This is a genomic window from Paraburkholderia sp. GAS448, from assembly GCF_050435685.1.
Taxonomy (GTDB): Bacteria; Pseudomonadota; Gammaproteobacteria; order Burkholderiales; family Burkholderiaceae; genus Paraburkholderia.
Window position 1 is genome coordinate 253,432 of record NZ_JBNDKT010000003.1, and the last position, 22,563, is coordinate 275,994.

Annotated in this window: 27 protein-coding genes, 1 pseudogene and 1 riboswitch; of the genes and pseudogenes, 14 read left to right on the forward strand and 14 right to left on the reverse strand. The window is 62.4% G+C overall.

Annotated features, from left to right (window positions below; genetic code table 11):
- Positions 1 to 75 precede the first annotated feature (75 nt).
- Positions 76 to 411, forward strand: a complete 336-nt coding sequence (locus tag P3T23_RS07560; RefSeq protein WP_429315560.1) for an ArsR/SmtB family transcription factor — start codon at positions 76 to 78, stop codon at positions 409 to 411.
- Positions 412 to 478: 67 nt separating this feature from the next.
- Here the strand turns inward: P3T23_RS07560 and P3T23_RS07565 are convergent, their stop codons facing one another.
- From P3T23_RS07565 to P3T23_RS07575, 3 genes are all read right to left on the reverse strand, one after another.
- Positions 479 to 793, reverse strand: coding sequence for a cation transporter (locus tag P3T23_RS07565; protein ID WP_429315561.1), 315 nt, complete (start codon positions 791 to 793; stop codon positions 479 to 481).
- A 378-nt stretch (positions 794 to 1,171) separates the two neighbouring features.
- Positions 1,172 to 1,624 carry an RDD family protein gene (locus P3T23_RS07570; protein WP_429315562.1) on the reverse strand — a complete coding sequence of 151 codons (453 nt, stop codon included), beginning with the start codon at positions 1,622 to 1,624 and terminating at the stop codon, positions 1,172 to 1,174.
- Positions 1,625 to 1,806: 182 nt separating this feature from the next.
- Positions 1,807 to 2,136: a diguanylate cyclase gene (locus P3T23_RS07575; protein WP_429315563.1), complete on the reverse strand. Its 330-nt coding sequence runs from the start codon at positions 2,134 to 2,136 to the stop codon at positions 1,807 to 1,809.
- Between P3T23_RS07575 and P3T23_RS07580 the strand changes: the two are divergent.
- Together P3T23_RS07580 and P3T23_RS07585 are read left to right on the forward strand one after the other, a co-directional pair.
- Positions 2,130 to 2,309 (forward strand): annotated as a pseudogene (locus P3T23_RS07580) (DUF427 domain-containing protein); the annotation flags it as partial. The gene P3T23_RS07575 and the pseudogene P3T23_RS07580 overlap by 7 nt on opposite strands.
- A gap of 393 nt (positions 2,310 to 2,702) precedes the next feature.
- A complete protein-coding gene (locus P3T23_RS07585) occupies positions 2,703 to 2,900 on the forward strand; it encodes a hypothetical protein (protein ID WP_429315785.1) in 198 nt (65 codons plus the stop codon).
- A 965-nt stretch (positions 2,901 to 3,865) separates the two neighbouring features.
- Here the strand turns inward: P3T23_RS07585 and P3T23_RS07590 are convergent.
- Together P3T23_RS07590 and P3T23_RS07595 are read right to left on the reverse strand one after the other, a co-directional pair.
- Positions 3,866 to 4,198, reverse strand: coding sequence for an H-NS family nucleoid-associated regulatory protein (locus P3T23_RS07590; protein WP_429315564.1), 333 nt, complete (start codon positions 4,196 to 4,198; stop codon positions 3,866 to 3,868).
- A gap of 322 nt (positions 4,199 to 4,520) precedes the next feature.
- Positions 4,521 to 4,790: a hypothetical protein gene (locus tag P3T23_RS07595; RefSeq protein ID WP_429315790.1), complete on the reverse strand. Its 270-nt coding sequence runs from the start codon at positions 4,788 to 4,790 to the stop codon at positions 4,521 to 4,523.
- Between P3T23_RS07595 and P3T23_RS07600 the strand changes: the two genes are divergently transcribed.
- Positions 4,728 to 4,982: an H-NS family nucleoid-associated regulatory protein gene (locus P3T23_RS07600; RefSeq protein ID WP_429315565.1), complete on the forward strand. Its 255-nt coding sequence runs from the start codon at positions 4,728 to 4,730 to the stop codon at positions 4,980 to 4,982. The genes P3T23_RS07595 and P3T23_RS07600 overlap by 63 nt on opposite strands.
- Before the next feature lie 27 nt (positions 4,983 to 5,009).
- On the forward strand, positions 5,010 to 5,327 hold the full coding sequence (csgH, locus tag P3T23_RS07605) for a curli-like amyloid fiber formation chaperone CsgH (RefSeq protein ID WP_429315566.1): 318 nt from the start codon (positions 5,010 to 5,012) through the stop codon (positions 5,325 to 5,327).
- Positions 5,328 to 5,562: 235 nt separating this feature from the next.
- On the opposite strand, the gene P3T23_RS07610 is transcribed toward csgH, so the two are convergent.
- The 6 genes from P3T23_RS07610 to crcB form a co-directional block, all read right to left on the reverse strand.
- On the reverse strand, positions 5,563 to 5,994 hold the full coding sequence (locus P3T23_RS07610; protein WP_429315567.1) for a DUF6691 family protein: 432 nt from the start codon (positions 5,992 to 5,994) through the stop codon (positions 5,563 to 5,565).
- A gap of 1 nt (position 5,995) precedes the next feature.
- Complete coding sequence (locus P3T23_RS07615) at positions 5,996 to 6,430, reverse strand: YeeE/YedE family protein (protein ID WP_429315568.1); 435 nt, start codon at positions 6,428 to 6,430, stop codon at positions 5,996 to 5,998.
- A 58-nt stretch (positions 6,431 to 6,488) separates the two neighbouring features.
- Complete coding sequence (locus P3T23_RS07620; protein WP_429315569.1) at positions 6,489 to 7,736, reverse strand: NRAMP family divalent metal transporter; 1,248 nt, start codon at positions 7,734 to 7,736, stop codon at positions 6,489 to 6,491.
- 237 nt (positions 7,737 to 7,973) lie between these two features.
- The gene (locus P3T23_RS07625) at positions 7,974 to 9,629 is read right to left on the reverse strand and encodes an Nramp family divalent metal transporter (protein ID WP_429315570.1); all 1,656 of its coding nucleotides are present in this window, start codon (positions 9,627 to 9,629) and stop codon (positions 7,974 to 7,976) included.
- A 117-nt stretch (positions 9,630 to 9,746) separates the two neighbouring features.
- Positions 9,747 to 9,887 (reverse strand): hypothetical protein, encoded by a 141-nt coding sequence (locus tag P3T23_RS07630; protein ID WP_429315571.1) that lies wholly within the window; start codon positions 9,885 to 9,887, stop codon positions 9,747 to 9,749.
- An 853-nt stretch (positions 9,888 to 10,740) separates the two neighbouring features.
- Positions 10,741 to 11,121, reverse strand: a complete 381-nt coding sequence (gene crcB, locus P3T23_RS07635; RefSeq protein WP_429315572.1) for a fluoride efflux transporter CrcB — start codon at positions 11,119 to 11,121, stop codon at positions 10,741 to 10,743.
- Positions 11,122 to 11,195: 74 nt separating this feature from the next.
- Positions 11,196 to 11,264: riboswitch (Fluoride riboswitch) on the reverse strand.
- Between the two features lie 153 nt (positions 11,265 to 11,417).
- Between crcB and P3T23_RS07640 the strand changes: the two genes are divergently transcribed.
- Positions 11,418 to 11,798 (forward strand): DUF190 domain-containing protein, encoded by a 381-nt coding sequence (locus tag P3T23_RS07640; protein ID WP_429315573.1) that lies wholly within the window; start codon positions 11,418 to 11,420, stop codon positions 11,796 to 11,798.
- A 62-nt stretch (positions 11,799 to 11,860) separates the two neighbouring features.
- On the opposite strand, the gene P3T23_RS07645 is transcribed toward P3T23_RS07640, so the two are convergent.
- On the reverse strand, positions 11,861 to 13,063 hold the full coding sequence (locus P3T23_RS07645) for an ammonium transporter (protein WP_429315574.1): 1,203 nt from the start codon (positions 13,061 to 13,063) through the stop codon (positions 11,861 to 11,863).
- Between the two features lie 422 nt (positions 13,064 to 13,485).
- Here P3T23_RS07645 and P3T23_RS07650 point away from each other — a divergent pair, with 422 nt between their 5' ends.
- A complete protein-coding gene (locus tag P3T23_RS07650) occupies positions 13,486 to 15,126 on the forward strand; it encodes a sensor histidine kinase (protein WP_429315575.1) in 1,641 nt (546 codons plus the stop codon).
- A 112-nt stretch (positions 15,127 to 15,238) separates the two neighbouring features.
- On the opposite strand, the gene P3T23_RS07655 is transcribed toward P3T23_RS07650, so the two are convergent.
- Positions 15,239 to 15,820, reverse strand: a complete 582-nt coding sequence (locus P3T23_RS07655; protein ID WP_133663679.1) for a DJ-1/PfpI family protein — start codon at positions 15,818 to 15,820, stop codon at positions 15,239 to 15,241.
- Between the two features lie 86 nt (positions 15,821 to 15,906).
- Between P3T23_RS07655 and P3T23_RS07660 the strand changes: the two genes are divergently transcribed.
- From P3T23_RS07660 to P3T23_RS07680, 5 genes are all read left to right on the forward strand, one after another.
- Entirely contained in the window at positions 15,907 to 16,236 is a 330-nt protein-coding gene (locus tag P3T23_RS07660; protein WP_429315576.1) for a hypothetical protein, read from the forward strand.
- Entirely contained in the window at positions 16,233 to 16,718 is a 486-nt protein-coding gene (locus P3T23_RS07665; RefSeq protein WP_429315577.1) for a hypothetical protein, read from the forward strand. Before P3T23_RS07660 ends, P3T23_RS07665 begins: the two co-directional genes overlap by 4 nt.
- A gap of 66 nt (positions 16,719 to 16,784) precedes the next feature.
- Positions 16,785 to 17,240, forward strand: a complete 456-nt coding sequence (locus P3T23_RS07670) for an Rrf2 family transcriptional regulator (protein ID WP_429315578.1) — start codon at positions 16,785 to 16,787, stop codon at positions 17,238 to 17,240.
- Positions 17,241 to 17,417: 177 nt separating this feature from the next.
- Positions 17,418 to 18,065, forward strand: a complete 648-nt coding sequence (locus P3T23_RS07675) for an NAD(P)-dependent oxidoreductase (protein WP_429315579.1) — start codon at positions 17,418 to 17,420, stop codon at positions 18,063 to 18,065.
- A gap of 190 nt (positions 18,066 to 18,255) precedes the next feature.
- Positions 18,256 to 20,871 carry a mechanosensitive ion channel domain-containing protein gene (locus P3T23_RS07680; protein WP_429315580.1) on the forward strand — a complete coding sequence of 872 codons (2,616 nt, stop codon included), beginning with the start codon at positions 18,256 to 18,258 and terminating at the stop codon, positions 20,869 to 20,871.
- A gap of 32 nt (positions 20,872 to 20,903) precedes the next feature.
- Here P3T23_RS07680 and P3T23_RS07685 read toward each other — a convergent pair whose 3' ends face one another.
- A complete protein-coding gene (locus tag P3T23_RS07685) occupies positions 20,904 to 21,557 on the reverse strand; it encodes a cysteine dioxygenase (protein ID WP_429315581.1) in 654 nt (217 codons plus the stop codon).
- Between the two features lie 129 nt (positions 21,558 to 21,686).
- On the opposite strand from P3T23_RS07685, the gene P3T23_RS07690 reads away from it, so the two are divergent.
- Entirely contained in the window at positions 21,687 to 22,160 is a 474-nt protein-coding gene (locus P3T23_RS07690) for an Lrp/AsnC family transcriptional regulator (protein WP_429315582.1), read from the forward strand.
- Between the two features lie 167 nt (positions 22,161 to 22,327).
- Entirely contained in the window at positions 22,328 to 22,528 is a 201-nt protein-coding gene (locus P3T23_RS07695; RefSeq protein ID WP_429315583.1) for a hypothetical protein, read from the forward strand.
- Positions 22,529 to 22,563 lie beyond the last annotated feature (35 nt).

Sequence of the window (22,563 nt, forward strand, 5' to 3'; positions counted from 1 at the left end):
CCCTCGGCTAAACTGGTAAATAGGCTATTATATACACATATAAACATGCGTTGATATGAGTTTTCTGGAGTTCCGATGCAGGCTTCCGATTTGACCGACGACCAGGTGGTGGAACTGGCAGAAATGTTCCGGCTGATGGGCGACCCAAGCCGTCTGAAAATAATCGCGGCCTGTCTCGGGGCGCCGATGTGCGTCTCCGACATCGCTGCGAAGCACGGCCTGTCGCAACCGCTTGTCAGTCATCACCTGCGTCTTCTGCGAGCGGCCCGGGTGCTGCGTGCCGAGCGGCGCGGAAAGCAGATTTTCTACGAGGCAGCGGACGAGCACGTGAAGCGCGTCATCAATGACATGGCTGACCACGTTTGTGAGCACCCGCCCTCAGACCTCGAGGATTCGCCTCGCGACGGTTGACGTCTACGACTGTTCTCCCGGGCCATGCGAGCCAGGCGACCGGCCGTGCAGCTGGGTGTTCGGCGCGTCAGTGTCCCGAGACGATGGAGCCGTCCTCGTTCGACTCGCTGACCTGCCGCCAGATCTCGATGGCATCCCTCGCGACGTAGCCGGCAATGGCAAGTCCCGCCAGCAGGTCAGCGTAGCGCCAACCAGTAAACAGAACCACCAGACCCGATGTGAGCACGCCAAAGTTCGCAATGACGTCGGCGCGCATGCAAATCCAGCTGGCGCGCAGATGGACTTCGCCTCGCCGGTACTGTGCGAGCATCCGGAGGACGGTGACGTTCACGCAGAGCGACAGCAGCGAAAACGCCATCAGCGCAGCCGCCGAGCGGCTCACTGCCGAAAAGAAAACGTCGTATGACGTCGGCGACGATGCCGACGCTCAGGAGCATGAGCGTCGCGCCGGTCCAGCGTGCCGAGTATTGCTTGAACCGCAGACCCCGCGTTACCGCGATGAGGCGGAGTCCATACGCAGTCGCGTCGGTGAGCATCTATACATGCGACCACGCAGTTTACGCAGTTGTGTCCGGCGAGTGCTGCCTGCATGAGGAAGACCTTGTCGCGCTGACGAGGTTGTTCCGCAGCAGCGCGCGTACTCAGCATTGGCATCCAGGGGTTTCAAGGTGGATCACCAGGGCGACGGCTCGCGACCAGAAGTGCGCTCGCTTTAAAGCGAGTGACCCATTGCGCACAGCCAATCGCCGACGCTGGTTCGCTACTTTCTCTTTGTCTGATTGCTGCGCTCGTGCGCTCCGTCTTCAATCACCACGGTATTGGCTATCCGGTCGTGCAACGCCTGCTTTCGTGGATTGAACAGCACCCACAGGAATCCTGCACCGCATGTCGCGAAGCTCAGAAGGTAGCCTAGTGTGCGCAAACCGGCTTGCCTCACTGTCATCGGTTTCCCAGTGTCGGCATCAACAATCCGGATGTGCAATGTCCGTTTCCCTGGTGAAGTACCCCATACGGCCCATAGTACGCCGGTAACGAGTATAGGTATGCACTGCCCGACTGCCAGCCACAGCACGATGGACAGAGCGAAGGACTCCGGTGCCATGAGGATGTCTTCCGTGGAGACGCCGAGCGGGACGAAAAGTACGATTACGGTCCACCAGATTGAATCGATGGCCAACGCGGTGGCGCGTCGGGAATACGAGGCATATCGCATCGGGAAGCTTGATGTCGGACTGGCTGCTGGCACTTGCGTGGGTCGGTTTGCTCTACGCTACGAGTTCTAGAAGGGACACTGTTTAACGATGTCAAGCATCGCTCGCGCCTGGCCACACTGAAAGACCACTCTGGTGTTCCTGCCGACAATGCTCATATACGGCGAACGAAGAAATGGGCGACTCAAGTCACTTCTGCGGTTTGCCGATGATATACCTGGTTCTTTCCACGGCGCTTCGCTTCGTAAAGCGCCGAGTCGGCGGCTTCTGGCGACTTGTCAGCGTCGTCCGTCTCGCGTTCGCTGGTATGTGCTAAACCAATCCTAAGGGTGACTATGCCAGGCGGGCTGCCTACATGCGACGCAGCAAGTGCTTCGACGTTGACTCGAATGCGTTTGGCTGCTTCAACTGCTTCGGCATAGGGACAACCATGGAGCAAGACGACAAATTCATCTCCGCCATATCGAGCAGGCAGGTCGGCTTCCCGTATCGCTGCTTTGATGCTAACACTCAACCTACTGTCCCTTCAAAGGCGAAGCATCGTATTTCACTATCAGGGAAGGCGGTGAGCGCGGGGTAAACGTCGTGTGGTCGTATGTGAACGCCTACCCGGCAGTGGCACAGATTGACGGGTATCTGGCGTTCTATCCGGACCGCGTGGATTCCATAGAGGTTCTTGAAGACTGAGGGCGCCGAAAGGGGCTCGCCGAGCTTCTCGTAAATCCACGCAGCGAGCCCCACCGGCGAGTCGACCAGCGAATAGCCAATGGTCTGAGGACGAGTAGTCTGGATGTGGTGGTAGTACGAACCTTCATTCGCAAATAGCAGGCACTGGTCGATGGCAATCTGTTCTTCTGCAGTCGGCGTTTCTGGGAACGGCGTCGGGGCGACAAACGGCAGATTCACGTGAATTGCCTGCAGCCCTTCAAGCTTGATGCGACCCATCTCTAGCCTGCGGGATGTCAATGTGAAACCGAGTGACGTTCATAGCTGCCTTGAACCCTCCTGGTGAAGAGAGTCTGTAGAAGGAGGTAATGCCAGGCGCGCGTGTCCGTTCGAGAAAGCTGCGTCCAGGAGACGCTGTGTCGCCAGGCGGGAGACATTCAAGTTGCTGGATGTACCGAAGGAGCCGTCGTTGGAGGCGTAGTTGGGCATGTTGCCGGCAAACAGGGCGTAGCCGGCGCGGCAGCCGGATACACGGTGGGATATCATGAAGCCCCCAAGAAGCAGAAGGCCGCTAGCCAGGCCGCAGAGGCAAGCGCACCGGCATCAAGGTAATCGGGGCGGACATCTGCTCGGACAAGAGGAGGACAGGTGTACCAGAGACGACATTTGGTACTGCTGCTTTCACTGGCAGCTTTTGGCTCGACCGGAGCATGGGCGAACGATATTCAATGTGCAACCACGCGGCAACCGGCTGAGCGCGTAATATGCGACCACGCCATCCTGAACAATGAATACGACCACATCTTCGCGCGGCAGCAGGCCCTGCTGAGCAGTGGGAAGCTCTCGCCTGAACGACTCGCCCAATGGAGGCAATCGCGCAACTCGTGCACTGACGTGCACTGCATCGACACGGTATTCGCGCAATGGACGGCGATGGCCAAGTCTGTCGAAGCCACTTCTCGCCCGGCGGTGGGTCCGGTTATAGCTTCGGTCACCGCTATGGCTCCGGTAGGACCCACTTCCAACGTAATTCCCGAACCAACTCTACAGGCATCCCCGACATCGGAAGCATCCCTTGTGCAGCGAGGGAGTGCCGCTGGCATCGCGCTGCCGCAGCCTGTCGCGAGTCAAGCCTCTACGCCTGCGGTCGCTCCTGCTGCTTCCAGCGTGAGCAAGCCGCGCGGCGCGACCGGTATGAGCGCCGGCCTGATGGCAGTCGTGCTTGTCGCGATTGGATGCGGCGTACTCTTCAAACGCCGAAAGAAGAGTAGTGGCGCGCCGAAGAACCATTAGTTCACAAAGGCGCGAGTTCCGAGCACTCCAATGAAGGTAAGGAGTGATGCAGCTCAAATTTCTGATGACAGTCACCGACCGTACTACGAGCATCGGATGGCGGCATCAAGTAGCGCCAGGCATCACGCGTGTCAACACCGCGTCCCGGCATTGTTGCCGTGAGCCCAGGTCAAATGCTTGCGCTTGTCTGCGGGAAACGGCTGGTGACGCGCAGCGGAGACCTCTCAGCGTTCGCTGAGCCAATCCGGCGACATCGGCACTTTATGCAGGATGCTGCACCGCGCCTAACGCGGATGGTTTTCCTGCCGTGCGAGCGGGCCGCCCGCAAACGGGTCATTGCGCCAATCTACCGCTTCCTGATTTTTTTGCGGTGCCGCCGTCTTTGGCGACAATTGGAAATGTTCAAGGGACTGTCCCGCACTAATCGCTTGCTTCAGCCATTGCGGCATTTCTCCTTCACCGCTCCACGTGTTTCCCGTCGCACTGCGATAGCGCGCTTCCTTTTGCTCTGCCACGTCGCTCGCGATTGCTGCAGCCAGGTCGTCTATGCTGATACCAAACTCCTGCATACGGCGACGGAGATAAGCAACCATGCTATCTCGCTTTCTTTCGTCCATAAACCATTCATTCCTAAGATAATTGCTTAAGTTCGCCGAATACCGATTGCGGTGAATTGCACCGTGCGCGCATTGCGCCGAGGTAGTCGGTGACAGGTTGCTGCATGTCGGGAAGCGCAGAGGTCGTAGCCTATCTGACCGAAGAAACAGGAAGCCGGCTCTCAATGTCGCATTTGGGAATCGTGATTGATGCAGAACCTTCGCCAACCTATGAACTCATAGCAGCAGTATGCACGCCTGTGGCATAGTGCGCTCAGTCAATCAACAACACAGGGAGTCCATATCCCAACACTAGAACAAATTCAGGCAAAAATGAAGCGATTCAATTGAAGCTTGACGCGTTGATTTCAAACAAAGCCCAGACGGCTGTGAACCAGATCCGAGCATTAATGCTGGAGCACGGCCTGACCACAGCGGACATCGCCGCGCAAACCGGCACGACGAAGGGCGGAGCAAAACGTGGACCTAAGCCTGGCGCGAAGCGAGCCGGTAAGTCGGTGGTTACCGTGGTAAAAAGCCAGCCACCAGCGTGAAAGGAAATCTGCCGCCAAAATACATCAATCACAAGACCGGCGAAACCTGGAGCGGCCATGCTCGTCCGCCCGCGTGGATTAAGGACGTCAAAGACCGAAGCAGGTTCTTGATTGCAGGTGGTGTCAACACTGCTGTGGCAGCAAGCGCTGACGCGGTGAGCAAGGCAAGGATGCTACCAAAAAAGCTTTGGCAGCCGCGGGCACAACTGCTCACAAGGGGCAGCAGAAGGGGCCGTAGCCGGCCAAAATGACGTGATGCTTCGTCAAAGGAGGGCACGATGTTGATAGCCGACGGCAATCCGAGCGTCTGGTTCGACGCGAACTCGAATCAAAGTCAGGTCGTCGTCGTGCCATACGTCGAGTGGGCGCGCGACGCGCGTCTCGAATATCAACTGAATGTCGTCAACACCAGCGGGACGGGTACGTCCAACGTCTCGCAAGGGGGCACCATAAGCATTTCGCCGGGGCGGCCTCAAGCCGTGTCGACGGTTCGCGTTACCCCACAGGTGGGCGGTAGTTGTGAAGTCGACCTGACCTTGCGCGAGGGCAACAAGGAAATAGGCCGGTATTCATATGACTGCACGGCGAAAAAATAGCCGCATCGCGCTTGACGCCATCCCCACAATTGCCACAGATGTTTGTGCTCGCGCTTCAGGATGCGCTCGATCAGGAAGCACGAGAGGAAGCGCCGTACTTCGAGACCTCTTACCGCAGCGCTCCAGATACACAGTACGCGGTGAAGCCTGAGGCCAGGTGTCACGGCGCTTTGGACCTGAAGCGCCCGCAAGCGGGCATGCCATGCGGTTACTGCCGCTTCATCAGCGAGTTTGCCTAAGCCCGCCGCCAGAGGGGTTTCGCCCGTTCGAGCACCTCGAAGACAAACATTCCGGCCAGCATCGCGGCGACGAAGCCCCAGGCTTTAGCGTAGCCCGCGCCGAGCGCGACCAGCGCGGGGCCGGGGCAGAATCCCGCGAGTCCCCAGCCCACGCCGAATGCGGCACTTCCCAAGACGAGCCGCAACGTCACGGTCGAGCTGGCGGGGAGCTGGATCGGCAATCCCAGAAGCGACGTTTTCCGGCGTTTTGCGATCGCAAAGCCGATGCTGCCAACGGCGATTGCGCCTATCATCACAAACGCCAGCGAAGGGTCCCATCGTCCCCACAGGTCGAGGAAGCCGAGAATCTTCGCCGGGTTCGCCATGCCGGAAACCATCAGGCCGACACCAAAGAGCAGCCCTGCGATCAATGCGCTGACGACAATCACTTCAGCCTCCCGTCAGATGTCGTTGTACGAAAACAGTGGCAAAACCAGCGAGCATGAAGGTCGCGGTCGCAACGAGGGAGCGGACAGCGCCGCGCGAGATACCGCACACACCGTGACCGCTCGTGCAGCCACTCGCGTAGCGCGTGCCCATTCCCACGAGTAGCCCGGCAACGAGTATTCCGCCCCATCCGGCCTGGATGTCCAGCGCCATCGTCTGACCGGCCAGGCCGGCGACGACCGGTGCACCAACCAGCCCTGCCAGAAAGGCGGTTCGCCAGGCGACGTCGTTGCGCGGCCACGCCAGCAATCCGCCGAGGATGCCGCTGATGCCGGCGATTCGTCCGTTGAAGAGGATGAGTACGGTGGCTGCGACGCCAATCGCGAGTCCTCCCGCGAGAGAAAGGAGGGGCGTGAAACTCACGAGATCAATTGACATGATGGGTCTCTATGGCGATAAGTCGATGCGATGAGGTGAAAACCGGTTGCGCAATGGTTCATGAGCGCCAGCCGACCGCGGCGCCAAACAGGCCCGCGACGCAAACCAGCGCCGATACAGTGCACACGAGCCAGAAGTACACGCCGCGCGGCCGCCGCGCGGCAGGCAACGCTATTATGCTCAACGAAATCAGCAAGCCGACCACGAGCGGCAGCATCAATGCGTTGACGACCTGCGCTGCAACGTTCAACAGGACCAGGTCGGGCGCCAGCCAGACAACCAGTGCGCTGAGCGCGAGAGCGGCGGCATAGACGCCGTAAAACCACGGTGCGTGCGAGGGCCGCCCGTCCAGCGAGCGACTGTAGCCGGCAACTTCGCCCAGACCCCACGCCAGTGCCAGTGAGCAGACGATGCTGGCCACGAGCGATGCCCCCAGCACGCCGGCGCTGAAGAGCAGTCGCCCGATTTGCCAGCCGGCGATACCTGACAGCGCCGTGCCGATTTCGCCCACGCTTTGCAGGCCATGCTGTGGTCCCGTGCTTGATAGCGTCGTCGCGGCCGCGACGAGAATGGCCGCCGTCAGAGATTGCGTGAGCACGGCGCCAAGCGCCGTTTCAACGCGTGCCGAAGGATAGTCGCGCGCAGTGAGCTTCTTGTCGGCAATCGCCGCCTGCTGATAGAAAACCATCCACGGGTTGAATGTCGCGCCAATGAGCGCGGCAGAAAGCCAGGCGAATTGCGGATGCGCAAAAGGAATGTCACGCAACTGCCCGGCCAGCGCCCGAACACTCGGGTGTGCGTGCCAGGCGACCGCGAAAAAACTCAACTCAAAGGTTCCGATGGCAATAGCCACCCTGTCGACACGTCGATGTGAGCCGGTGAGGATCACCGCCAGCAGGATCACGACAGCCAGAGGCAGCGTCAGGTTGCGCGAGACGCCATACATTTCACCTACGCCTGCGACACCTGTGAATTCGGTAATCAGCGAACCCATCACGGCAACGACGAGTCCCAGGGCGGATATCCAGGCCCACGTCGGACCGAAGCGTTTGCGGATCAGTTCGCCATGACCTTGTCCCGTGAAAATGCCAAGGCGCACGCTGAGTTCCTGAACCATGTAAAGCAGGGGAACGAGAGCGAAGAGTACCGGCAGCAGGCGAATGCCCCATTGCGCGCCGCTCTGCGCTGCAGTCACGACATTGCCGGCGTCACAGTCGGCAAGCATCACGAGCAGACCCGGGCCCCAGGCTGCGCCTGCGCGCAGCATGTCGGACGTCTTTCTTTTCAGCAGTAGCGAGCCACGCATGGATGTCGGAAGCGATCGGGAGGAGAGCCGGGCGGCGAGGGATTGTAGCGCGTGGGATCTCGCCCCGGTCCCGGTCCCGGCTCAGGCGCTGGGCGTGGACAGCGCGCGGGAGCATGGGAAGCAGCCCCGCCGCGCAGTGCCAGGCCCTGCTATGTCGGGTGGGTGCGCAGCAGGGCCGTGTTGTCCCGGTCGCGGGTCGTCAGCCAGAGTGTCGACGACCCACAGTGTGATGCATGCCTAGCGGAGCAGGGTCATCTGCACAACCTTCACGATGACGAGGCCGACTGCCACTACCAGATAGCCACGCAACACGCCCATCCAGACTCGCTGGGACAGCGTCAGGTTCGGAGGCGGAAGTTCGTCCAGCGGTGGCATGCGCCAGCTGTTGCGCGCGTCTTTCGCGTACGTGAGCACATGTCCCGTTGCGCTGCCCACGGCTTCACGGCGCAGCTTGCGAATCCCGAGCGTTGCGACGTAGCCGGTCACGGCGAGGAGCGTCCCTCCGGCGAGCACTTCGAGCATCGCCTCGCCCGTGATGTCCGGATACAGCACTGACGCGGTCAGGATCATGGACAGCATCACCAGCACCCAGATGACGGCGCCCGTGAACAGGTTGAGCTTTTTCGAGTTGACCCACGGGCCCAGCACCGCCCGGTCATTGCAGAGCAGCAACAGGAACACCGTGGCGCTCGGCAGCAGCACGCCGGCAAGCGTCTGCACGGCTTCGGTCAGAAGACCGAGCGGGCTGCCCGGAATCAGCACCAGTGTCGCGGCCGCGGCGACGATGACGAAGTACACCAGATAGAAACCCTTCGCGTCCGACACGCCGCGATGCAGCGAGTGCCGGATCTTGAACACATCGCCGATGGCGTAGGCAGTCGACAGCGACACCGCGGCGGCGCCGATGATGCAGGCGTCGAAGAGCGCGATAGCGAAGAGGACGGCCGAGGTGCGCCCCGCATATCTTTCGAGACCAGCGATGACGCCACCTGCGTCCGTGAAATTTCCGAACTCGGGTCGTCCCGCAAAGAGCGCCGCGCAGAAGGAGATCATCGCTACTGCACCGATCAGCACGAACACGATGCCGATCCAGAGATCGGCCTTCTCGTACTTCATGAAGCGCGGCGTGATGCGTTTGTCCACCACGTAGCTCTGCTGGAAGAACAGCTGCCATGGCGCGACCGTGGTGCCGACGATGCCGATAACCAGCAGCATGACGTCAGAGAGCTTGGAGTGGGCGGGCCAGTTCGGAATGAAGAAATCGCGCGCCATCTGGCTGACCGGCGGATGGATCGACACCAGCACCGGCACCAGCAGCAGACTCAGCACGCACAGTGCCACCGCGAAGCGTTCGAAACGGCGGAAGTTGCCGGTGCTGACGGCGGCCATCGTGAGCGCCGCGGCGATGCACACGCCAGCGATCTTCGATACGCCGAAGAAGTCGAGCACAAACGTGATACCGATGAACTCGGTGACGATGGTCAAGGCGTTGAGGATGAACAGGTCGACGACGCTGAACGCCCCCCAGAATTTGCCGAAGCGCTCGAAGATGAGGCGCGCGTGGCCGACCCCCGTGACGGCGCCGAGCCGCAGCACCATCTCCTGGTTGACGAACAGCACGGGGACCAGCAGCAACATGGTCCACAGCAGGGTGGTGCCATAGTTTTGCCCCGCCTGGGTATAGGTGCCGAACGCGCCTGCATCGTTATCGCCGACCATCACGATGAGGCCGGGACCCAGAATCGCCAGCAAGGTGCGCAAGCGCGCCCACCAGCTGGTGCGCGGGGCGGTGTCATGGTAGGCAATGGTGCCGAGCGCGCCCTTGATGTCGCCGAGGTGGGCGTCATCGAGCACGGCGCTGCGCACGGATGAGACATTCGATGGTGTAGACATTTTCTTCTCTTTGAGTTGTCTGGCTATTGAAAGATAAATGCGTACCTCCGGCATACGCAAGAGCGTGAGCTGGCCGATGACCGCGCCGCTTGCGTATGACGGACACAGCGCAGCAGGTTACGAAACAAGCGTTTTGAGGCGCCGCCAGAACGCGGTGAACTGATGTGGCGCGCGGGCGTGCAGCGCGAGCATGGCGTCGTAGTAAACGCGTGATTCCTGAACGTTCGGCAGGTGTGGCAGAAGGAGGCCGAATTGCATGATGTTTCTCCAGGCGTCGGGCTTAACGCGGTTAGCGGAAAGCCGGCAGACGTGGAGTTCGGGCGTGTCGCGCGCGCCGAAGTGGGTCTACTCGCTTTCCTCAGGCAAAAATGAAGGTGAGTGGCATATGGGGTAACTGTCACTGTCTGGCATGGTGGCTCCTTGTCGGCGTTTGATACGCACGTCTGTTACACGCGTCTGTTACACGCGTGTTGATCCACGCGTTCGCCCGCACCCCGTCGAATCGACGAAGCGCGCACGAGCGCTGCCGCGAGCTGTGGCTCGCGACGCGGTGTGCCATATGGAACCGCGAGGCGCGCGGAACACGTGCGCAAACGCAAGTGCCCGCGGTTGCCCGCGTTGCCATATGACGCTAATCAGGGTGCACGGAGAGAGACTGCGGCGCGCACCGTCTGCCTGCTGGCAAGACGGCGGCTATGAAAGGAAGCGCGGACGTCCTGCCGAATCAGGCAGTGAAATTTTTCGAAAGTCGACTACTGCAGGTGTCCAAGGCGTCAGCCCCATTTGTGAATACTCTTAAAGTTTAGGGGGCTAGCGAATCTGAAGTCAACATGATTCTTAAGCAGAGCAAATAGAAAGCTACGCCATATCGCAGCGATACCCTCATGGCATAGGTGGAGAGATCAGCGGGCGGAGCAGGTCCTTCATACAGAATGATTCGGATGAAAGCATTCTGAAGGGATTGGCGTGACTGAAGTGAAATCGTCACCATTCGATCGGCGTATTCATGTCGCTCTTCAACGGCCGTAGCCGCGACCGGTCACGCCGGACCATGAGCGGCCGGCCTTCTCCATGGGCGAGGCGCCTCAGTCCCGGCGTATCGGTGCGCCGGTCAGCGTGCCATCAGCGCGACGGTTCCGAGGCCGAGTATGGTCATCAGGAGCGAACTGCCGACATGAATCGCGATCTCGCCGGCAGCCCAGCCGAGCCGTCCCTGTTGCAGGTGGCTGACAACTTCCGCAGAAAAGGTGGAGAACGTCGAAAGCCCGCCCATCAATCCGGTGATCACGAAGAGCCGCCATTCGGGGGAGATACCCGGATAGCGCGCGAACCCTGCGATCGCGACGCCGATGATGTAACCCGCGATGATGTTCGACGCGAGCGTGCCGAATGGCAGAAGCGGAAATACGCTGTTCAGACGTACACCGAGAACCCAGCGCAGCAGCGAACCAAGCGCGCCGCCGATTCCGACGGCAAAGATAGACAGATACATCGTTGTTAGAGTCCTTGGCGGAGGTCGATAAACCGGGTTGCGCAGGCGCGAAGCTGCCTTGCGCGGTTTCCCGGGCGAGGGCAGGCATCATCAGCCACGACGGCGGTTCAAGGACAACGGAGAATGCCATCTCCGGCCGGGAGTCTATCACCGGCAGTCGTCCGCAGCGATAGCGCAGGCCGGCTCCGTGTTGCACCATGGGATGGATGGCGGTGAACTAGAATGAAGCTTCAGGCGTCTCCGATACGGCGCGGCCTGTCAGGCATTTGCACAACCGGCTCCCGCTGGAGGCCGTTATGAAAGGCTACCAACTCACGTTTTACACCGAGCAGAACCGCAGGCATGGGCGTCAGTCCGTGGTCGAATGGCTGCTGGCGAAGGCGAAGCAGGTTGGCATCCACGGCTCGACGGTCATCACGGCCACCGAAGGCGTCAGTCACGCGGGCGTCCATCACGCCGCGCGCTTCTTCGAGCTGACTGACCAGCCGCTGCAGGTGATTTTCGCAGTCACCGAGATCGAGGCCCAATTGATGTTCGATGCGATCCAGCGCGAAAACGTCCACGTGTTTTATACGCGCTGCCCGATTGAATTCGGCATGCTCGGCGCCGATGAACCCGCGCAGCGCAAGGTGAAACGCTTTTCGCTGCTGCATCGCTTTCATCGCGCGGCCACCTGAGTTCCGTGCGGCCGCACCGGCGTGCGGGTCGCCCGGTATTGCGCGATGTCGCACCCCAGGCTTCAGCCGACGCTTTCGCGCTCCGGCATCGACGTGATCTGGTGAATCGACAGATCGGCTCCGTTGAACTCGTCTTCCTGATCGAGCCGCAGGCCGACGGTCGCGCGGATCAGGCCGTACACGACACCGCCGCCGGCCGTCGCGATCACGATGCCGCCCAGCGTGCCGACGATCTGCGCGCCGGGAGAGACGCCGCCAAGTCCACCCAGCGCGTGCAGTCCGAAGATCCCGGCGGCGATGCCGCCCCATGCGCCGCACAGACCGTGCAGCGGCCACACGCCGAGAACGTCGTCGATGCGCCAGCGGTTCTGGACGCAGGTGAACATATAGACGAACAGCGCGCCCGCGATACCACCCGTCACAAGGGCCCCAAGCGGGTGCATGACGTCCGAGCCGGCGCAGACGGCGACGAGTCCGGCAAGCGGCCCGTTGTACGTGAAGCCGGGGTCGTTGCGTCCCGCGAGCCAGGCGGTCAGCGTGCCGCCGACCATCGCCATCAGCGAATTGACGGCCACGAGGCCGCTGATCTTGTCGATCGTCTGCGCGCTCATCACGTTGAAGCCGAACCAGCCGACCGTCAGTACCCACGCCCCGAGCGCAAGGAACGGGATGTTGGAGGGCGGATGGGCGGCGATTCGGCCGTCACGCTGATAGCGGCCATGACGCGCGCCGAGCAGCAGTACGGCCGGTAGCGCGATCCACCCGCCGAACGCATGCACCACGACGGAGCCGGCGAAATCGTGAAAGGGCGCGCCGAACGTCTGGCTAATCCACGCCTGCACGCCGAACCGGTTATTCCACACGATGCCTTCGAAGAACGGATAGACGAAGCCGACCAGCACGAACGTCGCGAACAGCTGCGGATTGAACTTCGAGCGCTCGGCAATCCCGCCTGACACGATCGCCGGAATCGCCGCGGCGAATGTCAACAGGAAGAAAAAGCGCACCAGCGCGTAGCCGTTGTGGGCCGCGAGCACATCGGCGGGATCGAAGAACTGCACGCCGTAAGCGATCGTATAGCCGATGAAGAAATAGGCGATCGTCGAGACCGAAAAGTCGACCAGAATCTTGACGAGCGCGTTGACCTGATTCTTCTTGCGGACCGTCCCGAGCTCGAGAAACGCGAAGCCCGCGTGCATCGCAAGCACCATTGCGGCGCCGAGTAGCAGAAAGAGCGTATCGGTTCCGGTCTTTAAACTTTCCATCCTGAAATCCTGCTGTGCGCAAAAAGCGGGCATGGAACGCAAGAAGCGGGCCAAATCGGGGCGAAACGTCTGTCGGAGGTGCTAAATCGCACTGGATTGGGTTATCTGGGCTTGCGTGCAACTTTTTGGAAGTCCTTGTTCCTGTCTGGTATGCACGATAGCGGTGCGTCTGCATCAAAGGTGGGATTTTTGCGGACCAATAGTGGGCGACATATTCGATCTTGCTTACACGTAGTTTCGAATCGATAACAGCGGCCGTTGACGATCGCGCTTTCGGTGCATGCGGCGCCCGGTCCCGATACTGCGAAGATGCCGGAAGGCTTGCTGAAAGCAGGCCGAGCGGCCTTTGTCTTCCGTCCGAAACGCCGACATAATGTGCGTCCCAGGGCGGCGTCCGTCGTGTCCGGACTTTTCGCGCGCGCATGAAACTGACCACCAAAGGGCTGTTGCTGATTGCGATTCCCGCTGTGTTCGAGCTTGCGCTATTGATGGGCATCATCAAGGCGCAGGCCGACGCAATGGAGGCACAGCGTTGGGCGCTGCATAGTCAGGATCTGCTGCGCCAGACCACGGCGATTCTCCAGCCGGTGCAGCTCGAGTCGGTGCGCCTGCGCGGTGACGTGATGTCGGGCGAACCTGGCGGCGCGGCCCCGATTGCGCTGTGGATGGACCTCGACCGGCGCATCGACCGTCTGGCCGAACTGGTTGCCGATAACCCGTCGCAGGTCGAGCGTGCCGTGCAGATCCGTCAGGCGGTGCAGGCTTACCGGCGCTGGTCCGACGCGGTCCAGGATCTGCTGGGTGCGGGGCGCCGACGCGATGTGCTGGACCGTTTTCGCGATCCGAAGTCCAATGATGTGCTCGATCGCGTGCGAACCCAGATTGCCGCCTTCCAGTCGGAAGAACGTCGCCTCGACGAAGAGCGGATGAATGCGGCCGAAACGGCCCGTGGGCGTCAGCAAATGCTGGTCGTGGCGGCGGTGATCGGCTCCATCGTGTTTGTCGCCGTGGCGTTCGGCCTGTTTGCGCGCGGTGTGCGCGGCCGGCTGGCGTTACTGTCGGAGAGCGCGCGCCGGCTCGCGCAGAACGAGCCACTTGCTGAACCGCTGCCCGGTACCGACGAAATTGCGCGGCTCGACCTGACTCTGCACGACACCAGTCGGCGTCTGCTCGAGGCCGAACGGCTGAAGGCCCGCTTCCAGACCGATCTTGCCCGGCGTGCTGGTGAGCTCGCCCGCATCAACGAAACCCTGCGCCAGCAGACGCAGGAAAACGAGATGTTCGTCTATAGCGTGTCGCACGATCTGCGCTCGCCGCTTGTCAACCTGCAGGGCTTCTCAAAGGAACTGATTCACGCGTGCGACGACCTGCGTCGAGCCGTGCGCGAGTCTTCGTTGACAGACGCGCAACGCGCGCGCATCGAGCACCTGATCGACGAAGACATCCGTGAGGCGCTGCGTTATCTGCAGACCGCGGTGCTGCGTGCATCGCACATCATTGACGCGTTGTTGCGCCTGTCGCGCGTCGGGCGGGTCGAGTACAGGCAGCAGCAGGTCGAGGTGGCCGACATCGTGCAGCGCGTGATAGACGCGATGCAGATGTCGATCCGTGCACGCGGCGCCCGGGTTGTCGTGCACGATTTGCCGCCGGTTTGGGGGGACCCGATCGCGCTCGAGCAGGTGTTTGCCAACCTGATCGGCAACGCGGTCAACTATCTGAGCCCGTCACGCGAAGGGTGGGTGGAGATCGGCACGACGCCTGCACCGCCGGGTGTGCGTTCGCTGCGCATTTTCTACGTGAGGGACAACGGGCTCGGGATTCCGGAGATTGCTCTGCCGCGGCTTTTCAGCGCTTTTCAGCGGTTGCACGGCAACGTCGCGCCTGGCGAGGGGATTGGACTGGCGCTGGTGCGCCGTGTCGTGGAACGGCACGGTGGCCGCGTGTGGGCGGAATCGAGGGAAGGCGTGGGAACGACGTTTTACGTGTCGTTGCCCGAAGCGGCCTCGAGGATCGCACCGCGCGATCTGCTCGACGTCGTCGGATCCGGGGAGGCCCGGCCGTGAGAACCCGGCCGGAGCCTGGTTGAGCCCTATAGACCCGGGCCCTGGTAAAGGCGTGATTGACAACGGGAGGGGAGTCGCGGGCTGCGATGCGCGCAGCCCGGACGATGCGGCGTTACAGCTCGATGCGGGTGCCGAGCAGCACGAGGAACTGGCGAATCCATTCCGGGTGGGCCGGCCACGCGGGCGCTGTCACGAACGGCGCGTCGGTAATGGCGGCATCGATGGGAATGTCCGCGTATTCGCCGCCCGCCAGTTTGACTTCCGGCGCGCAGGCGGGGTAGGCGGAGATCCGCTTGCCGCGGATCACGTCGGCGGCCGCGAGCAGTTGTGCCGCATGGCAGACTGCCGCAATCGGTTTGTTCGCTTCCGCAAACTGGCGGACGATGTCGATCACTTTCTGGTTGAGACGCAGGTATTCAGGCGCGCGTCCACCCGCAATCGCGAGGGCGTCGTACTGGGTCGGGTCGACGTCGTCGAACGACGCGTTCAGCGCGAACTGGTGGCCGGGCTTCTCGGTGTAGGTCTGATCGCCTTCGAAGTCGTGAATCGCGGTCTTCACACGGTCGCCGGCCTTCTTGCCCGGACAGACGGCGTCGACCACATGGCCGATCGCCTGTAGTGCCTGAAACGGCACCATCGTTTCGTAATCCTCGGCGAAGTCGCCGGTCAGGAACAGGATTTTCTTTGCTGCCATCGCATGCCTCCAGTCAAAGGTGGAACACATCGAACGTTCACGCAGTCTACTCCACTGTGTTTGACAGAACAGCGACCGGTTGGGGCATGACACAGATCGAATGGCGCACGTTCGAAAAGGGCGATGCAGCAGCGCTCGCCGCCCTGTTTCGCGATGGGGTCATGCAACTGACGCTCGCCTGTTACGACACGGCGGCGCGCCTCGCGTGGGCGTCGGCGGCAGACGAAGCCGACGTATTTGCAGCGCGGCTTGCAGGCGCAGCGGTGCTCACAGCCGACGTGAGCCTGTGCGCCGCACACTGTTTCGCGCGGGCGGGTTTCCAGGTGCTCGGCGATGAAGTCGTCGAGCGCAACGGCGTATCATTGAGGCGTTTTCGCATGCATAAGCCGCTCGACGCGGCTCTCCCTCGACGATGACCTCCATCACCTGCCATCCCGTGATTCGCCGGACGGCCTTTGCCTTTGCGTTGCTGGCTGCGCTCGCCGCATGCCAGAAAAACGACGCGTCGGCGGGACAGGCCGACAGCAAACTCAACGACGCCGCCCAGGTCGCGGGCCAGAAGCTCGATCAGGCCGCGAGCTACGTTGGCCAGCAGGTCGATGCAACGCGTTCGGCGGCCGAACAGAACCTTGATTCGGCCGCCTCGGCGCCGTCGATCAAGATCGATCCTGCCGCACTGGCTTCGTCTGCCCAGAGCAATTTCCAGGGCGCGGCCAGCGCGACGAACGCAGCGATCGACCGCGCTGCATCGATGACCGGCGCTGGTCTCCAGACGGCCGGGCGTAAGCTGCAACAATGGTCGGGACAGAGCACAGCGGCTTCCACGTCGACCGCGGCTTCGACTTCCGGCGCGACGTCGGCCGATACGAGTGACGCCCAGAAGCAGATGGACAAGTGAGAACGATTTGACGCTGTCATTAAATGTAATTACTATGGTTACACATTGCCGCCGGGCGGATTCGCTGTGAACACGAGTAGCCGGTTTGCGTTTGCCGTTCATGTGCTCGCGCTGTTGTCGCAGCAGGACGGTGTACCGCTCTCGTCGGAGATGATCGCGGGCAGCGTGAATACGAATCCCGTGTTGATCCGGCGTCTGCTCGCCATGCTGTCCGAGGCGGGGCTCACCACTTCGCAGCTTGGCGCGGGCGGCGGCGCGCTGCTTGTGCGCGCGCCGGACGACATCACGCTGCTGGAGGTCTATCACGCGGTCGAAGATGCACAACTCTTCGCGATGCATCGGGAGGAGCCGAATCCGGCGTGTATGGTCGGGCGGAATATTCAGGAAGTGCTGCGCGGCATCATTGACGACGCGCAGCAGGCGATGGAGGCCTCGCTCGCTTCGCGCACGGTGGCGGATGCCATCGCCGATGTCGAGCGGGTGGAGCGGCAGCGCGAGCGAAAAAAGCGTGTGCGTGCCTGAAGTGCGCGGGATTGATCTGTCGTGACCTGAAGCGACGAAGCAGACAGGCCGGCGTCTGTTTCAGCGGAAACTTCGCTGGAACATGCGCTGGAGTTGAACCGGGGGCTTAGCCCCTCTTTTTTCCGGCATATATGTAATCGATATGGTTACATATATGCATTCCATGGGAGTACTGAAATGAACAAGACACTGAAAATCGCATTGTTAGGCGCCACCGGAATGATCGGTTCGCGCATCGCGGCGGAGGCAGCGCGCCGCGGGCATCAGGTGACGGCGCTGTCGCGCAATCCTGAGCGCGTAAGCGCGGATATCCCGAACCTCACGGCGGCAAGGGCCGATGTGCTCGACGCAGCCAGCGTCGCCGATGCGGTGCGCGGTCATGATGTCGTGGCGAGTGCCTATGCTCCGCCGCAAGGGGAGGTTGGGGCCGTCGTGGCGGCGTCGAAGGCGCTGGTCGAAGGGGTGCGCCGCGCCGGATTGAAGCGCCTCGTGGTGGTCGGCGGTGCAGGTTCGCTCGAAGTTGCGCCTGGCAAGCAGCTGGTCGACACAGAGGGCTTCCCGGATGCCTACAAGCCCGTGGCGCTCGCCCATCGCGACGCGCTCGCGTACTACCGCACCGTGACCGACCTCGACTGGACTTTTTTCGCGCCGGCCGCGCTGATCGCTCCCGGAGAGCGCACCGGCACGTTCCGCACGGGCGCGAACGCACTGATCACGGACGCCGGCGGCAACAGCCGCATCTCCGCCGAAGACTACGCGATTGCGTTCGTCGATGAACTGGAGCAAGGCCGCTTTGTCCGGCAGATCGCGACGGTCGCTTACTGACGGCTGACCTTGATGGTGCGCGCAGGCGTGATATTCCTGCGCGTGTGAGAGGTCGAAAGGCGGCGCAGGCGGGTTCGTCGTGTCCGCCCGTACCGCAAGCGTCCTAACATTCGGTTACGCATGCGAACGCGTCTTGCCCGCAACTGCGGCTACACTGGCGTGTCCCGTTTTGTCTCCGAATCCGATTCCAATGAAGTCATGCCCGTCGCGGCGTGAATCCGGGGCCGCGCCGTCTGCTGGCGCACCGCCGGCTGTTCGCGCCGCATATCAGTCCCCCCGTCGCCATCGCGCTTTCGCACGCGCGGTATCTTCGCTCGTCCGGCGGGGTGAGGGGGCGGGGTGGTCCGGGTGGTTCGCATGGACTGCCGGCGCGTGGCTGGCCGTGGTGGTCTGCGCCGTCTGTCTTGGCCTGTCGCCCGGGCTCGCGCGTGCGGCCGGCACGCCTGTGATTCCTGCTCTGCAGAGCCTGATCAATAGCGCGACCGTGTCGTCAGCCTCCAGCGCCGCTGCGGCATCGGCGGCGGAAGCGGCATCGGCGCCGTCGCCGGCCAGCCAGGCTGAGCTGACGCATTCGCTCGACGACGTCATCGCGACCCTCGATAACGACCATCAGCGCGCCGCGCTGGTCGCCCAGCTGAGAAAGTTGCGCGATGTTTCGCGAACCGTCGGACCCGCCGCGCCCGCGCAGCCAGGTTCTGGCCTGCTGGGCGCGATCGCATCGGGGATCGCGTCGGTCGAGGCCGACGTCAACAACGGTCGCACGCCGCTGCGCTACTGGTCTGGACGCTTCAACGCGGCGGGCAACGAGTTGTATACGATCGTCACGAGTCAGGGGCACGAGTCGCTCGGCCGCGTGCTGCTTGACATGTTTGCGATGCTGGCTGGCTGGGGCGCCTGCGCCGCGGGGCTGATCTACCTGCAGCGCCGGCTGTATGCCCGCTTTGGCATCGTCTACGAACTGGACCCCAATCCGACCACGCGCGAACTGCTGATTTTCGCGCTGCGGCGCGTTGGCCCCTGGATTGTCGCTTTCGTCGCCGCGTTGCTGTTCGCCCGCGCGATGCCGGATGCCCTGGGCCGTACCCTGGGCACGGTGATCGCCTATGCGATCGTCGCCGGTGCGGTGTTTTCGGCGATCTGCCTCATCATGTTTTCGCTGTTCGGCTCAGGACATCGGCGCGTTGCCGTGAGGCTGCTGCTCGTGCGCGGCCGCCGGCTGCTGTTCGTGATCGGCATATGCAGCGCGTTGGGCGACGCCGCGGTGAATTACGATGTCGCGCATCAACTCGGCTCGAATCTCGCGGGGCTGGTCTCGACGGTCGCGAACATGTCCGCAGCACTCCTGACCGGCTATTTCGCGCTGGCATTCCGCCGCCCGATTGCGCATCTGATCCGCAATCGTTCGTACGAGCAGCGGCACGGCCACAAGGCCGCGACCGACGCGTTCGATGTCCTCGCCTCCCTCTGGCATATGCCGATGCTGATGCTCGCGACGGTCTCGGTCATCGCGACGATAGCGGGCATCGGCGCGAGCGAGAACGTGCTGCAGATTTCGGTCGTCACCGCGCTGCTGCTGGTGCTGGCTTTCTTCCTGAGCGCGATCGTGTTTCGCGTGACGCGCCCCGGCGATGCCCGGCGGCGCCGGCGCTCGCCTTACGTCACACGGCTGCAGCGGTTCGTCGGCACGTTGCTGGTGCTGTTCATCTGGCTGGCGTTCTTCGAGTTTGCGGCGCGGCTCTGGGATATCTCGCTGGCGCAGGCTTTCGAGGAAAGCGTGACCGCGCGCGGTATCGCGCACGCAGTGACGGCGATCATCGCGACGGTGTTCCTCGCATGGCTTGTCTGGATTCTCGTCGACACGGCGATTCTCGAAGCGCTGAATCCGACCGGCCCACGCATAAAGGGTCGCAATCCCAGCATGCGCGCGCGGACGATGCTGCCGCTCATCCGTAACGCCTTGCTCGTGACGATCCTGACGATCGCGGGGATCGTGACGGCAGCGAATCTCGGCATCAACGTGACGCCGCTGCTCGCTGGCGCGGGTGTGATCGGCCTTGCGATCGGCTTCGGCGCGCAGTCGCTCGTGACTGACCTGATCACCGGCCTCTTCATCATCATCGAAGACACCATTTCGGTCGGTGACTGGATCGACGTCGATGGCGGACACGCGGGCACCGTCGAGCACCTGACGATCCGCACCGTGCGTCTGCGGGACGGGCAGGGTGCGATTCACGCGATCCCGTTCTCGCAGATCAAGATCGTGAAGAACCTGTCGCGCGATTTCGCGTATGCGGTGTTCGAAGTGCGCGTGCCGTTCTCGGCGGACGTCGACCATGTGACGCGCCTGATCCGCGAAGTGGGCGCTGACCTGATGGCCGACTTCCGCTACCGGCGCGAAATGCTGGGGTCGGTGGAAGTGTGGGGGCTCGACCGTTTCGACCCGAACTGGATGGTCGTCAAAGGGCAGATCAAGACGCGGCCGCTGCAGCAGTGGAGCGTCGCGCGGGCCTTCAACCTTCGGCTCAAGCGCAAGATGGACGAGGCGGGCATCGAGATTCCGGTGCCGCAGATGCGTGTCTATACGTCGGTGGCGGACAGCGAAGGTCTGGAGGTGGCAGAGGATGATGTAGAGGCGCGCATGGCTGCGCGATCTCAGGCCGCGGGCGGTTCCGCGTCGCCGGCGCAGACTGTCGCGCCGGCCGCGCGCGACGTGTCGCACGCGCCGCGTCCGGCGCCGCCATCGACGGGGGAAACCGCGCCGGTCGCACCGCAGATCCCCACCGCCGGCGAGCCGGGCAGAAGCTAGCAAGCTGGACGAAATCGTGCGACCGGCGTTGCTTATGCGCTGACTCGCTGGTCTGCGAGGCGCACGAAGTCGTTCACATGCGTCGCGAGTTGCGTGCCCGGCACGCCGTACAGATGCAGCGAAATGGCGGGCACGTCGCTCGCGTTGCCAAGCCGGTGAATGCCGGTGTAGCCGGCGCGCGTGAACGAAACCGCACCGCGCGAGCGAGGATGCGTGCGTACTTCGCTCGCGCACTGATCCGCCGCGATCCAGCCGTAGATATTTTCCGTGAGCGTGCCATCGATCACCGCGTAACCGCACCACGTGTGATGCGCGTGGACGCGGCTCGCCTGTCCGGGCATCCAGACGAGCGCCGCGACGGCGTAGCGGCCAAGCGGATCGGCCGCGAGCAGGTGACGGCGGTACGAATCGGCAGCCCCTTCGCGCTGGGCAGACGTGAGCAGTGCGGCGTCCGCGGCGGCCTCGGCCAGCGCCGCGCGGACGCTGCGTGTGAAGGCCGGCTGATGCGATGGTTCGTCGGCTTGCGCGGACCGATCGAAAGCCAGGTCGAGCGTGCGGCACAGGCGTTCCAGTGCGGTGGGCTGACCGAATCCGTCAGATGGCTGCGAAAGCAGACAGGCGTCGCCACCGGAAGATCGAACGGAGGCGGCACGGTCGAGAGCGAACAGGTTGGCGGCGTAGTTCATGGGGTGTTGGACTCTTTGTTCTGTAGTGATCGGACAACGTTATTTATACCGGTTTGCATGGAGAAAGAGTTTCCATATAATTTCCTGAGAAACCTGAAAAGTAGAATAATTTTCTATTGGGGTGGCCTCATGGGAATGGACCTCATCGATCGGAAGCTGCTGGAACTGCTTCAGGAAGATGCGACGATGCCGATCGCCGAGCTGGCGCAACGGGTGAACCTGTCGCAGACGCCGTGCTGGAAACGGGTACAGCGTCTCAAGGATGCGGGCGTGATCCGGGCGCAGGTGGCGCTATGCGATCCGCGCAAGCTGGGAGTGGGGACGACGGTGTTCGTCGCGGTGCGCACGAACCAGCATACGGAAGCGTGGGCGCAGGAGTTCACGCAGGCCGTACAGGGCATTCCGGAGGTGGTCGAGGTGTACAGAATGAGCGGTGAGACCGATTATCTGTTGCGCGTAGTCGTCTCGGGTATCGACGACTATGACCGCGTCTACAAACTGCTGATCCGGGCGGTGCCGCTTTATGACGTCAGTTCCAGTTTCGCGATGGAGCAGATCAAATATTCGACGGCGTTGCCGGTGCGGCCGGCGATAGCCACCTGATGCAACGCTGACGATTGCCGGCTACCGGGTATCGTTGCGACAGGGCGACGCGATCAGGACTGTGCCTCTGTGCAGCGCGGATGCGAAAAGGGCGCAAGGAGAGTGCAAGGCATGCGGGCGTAGAATGCCGGCTTTATCCAATAAATCCCGAGTACTGGGTGCTCTCCATGAACGATCCGCGCAAGAAGAACCCGACCTTTGGCATTGCTGTCTTCATTGTGGTCGCGGTGATGCTGGTGATCGCGACGCTGTTCTATAACGCGATCAGGGAAAAGCGCGATTTCGATGAACAGAACACGCCGGCCCCCGCCGCGGCGTCGGTGTCGACGACCACCGGTCCGGCAGGGGGAACCGGCGCGTCGCAATGACGTACGGGCCCACGCGCTGGTCAATAATCGCCTGC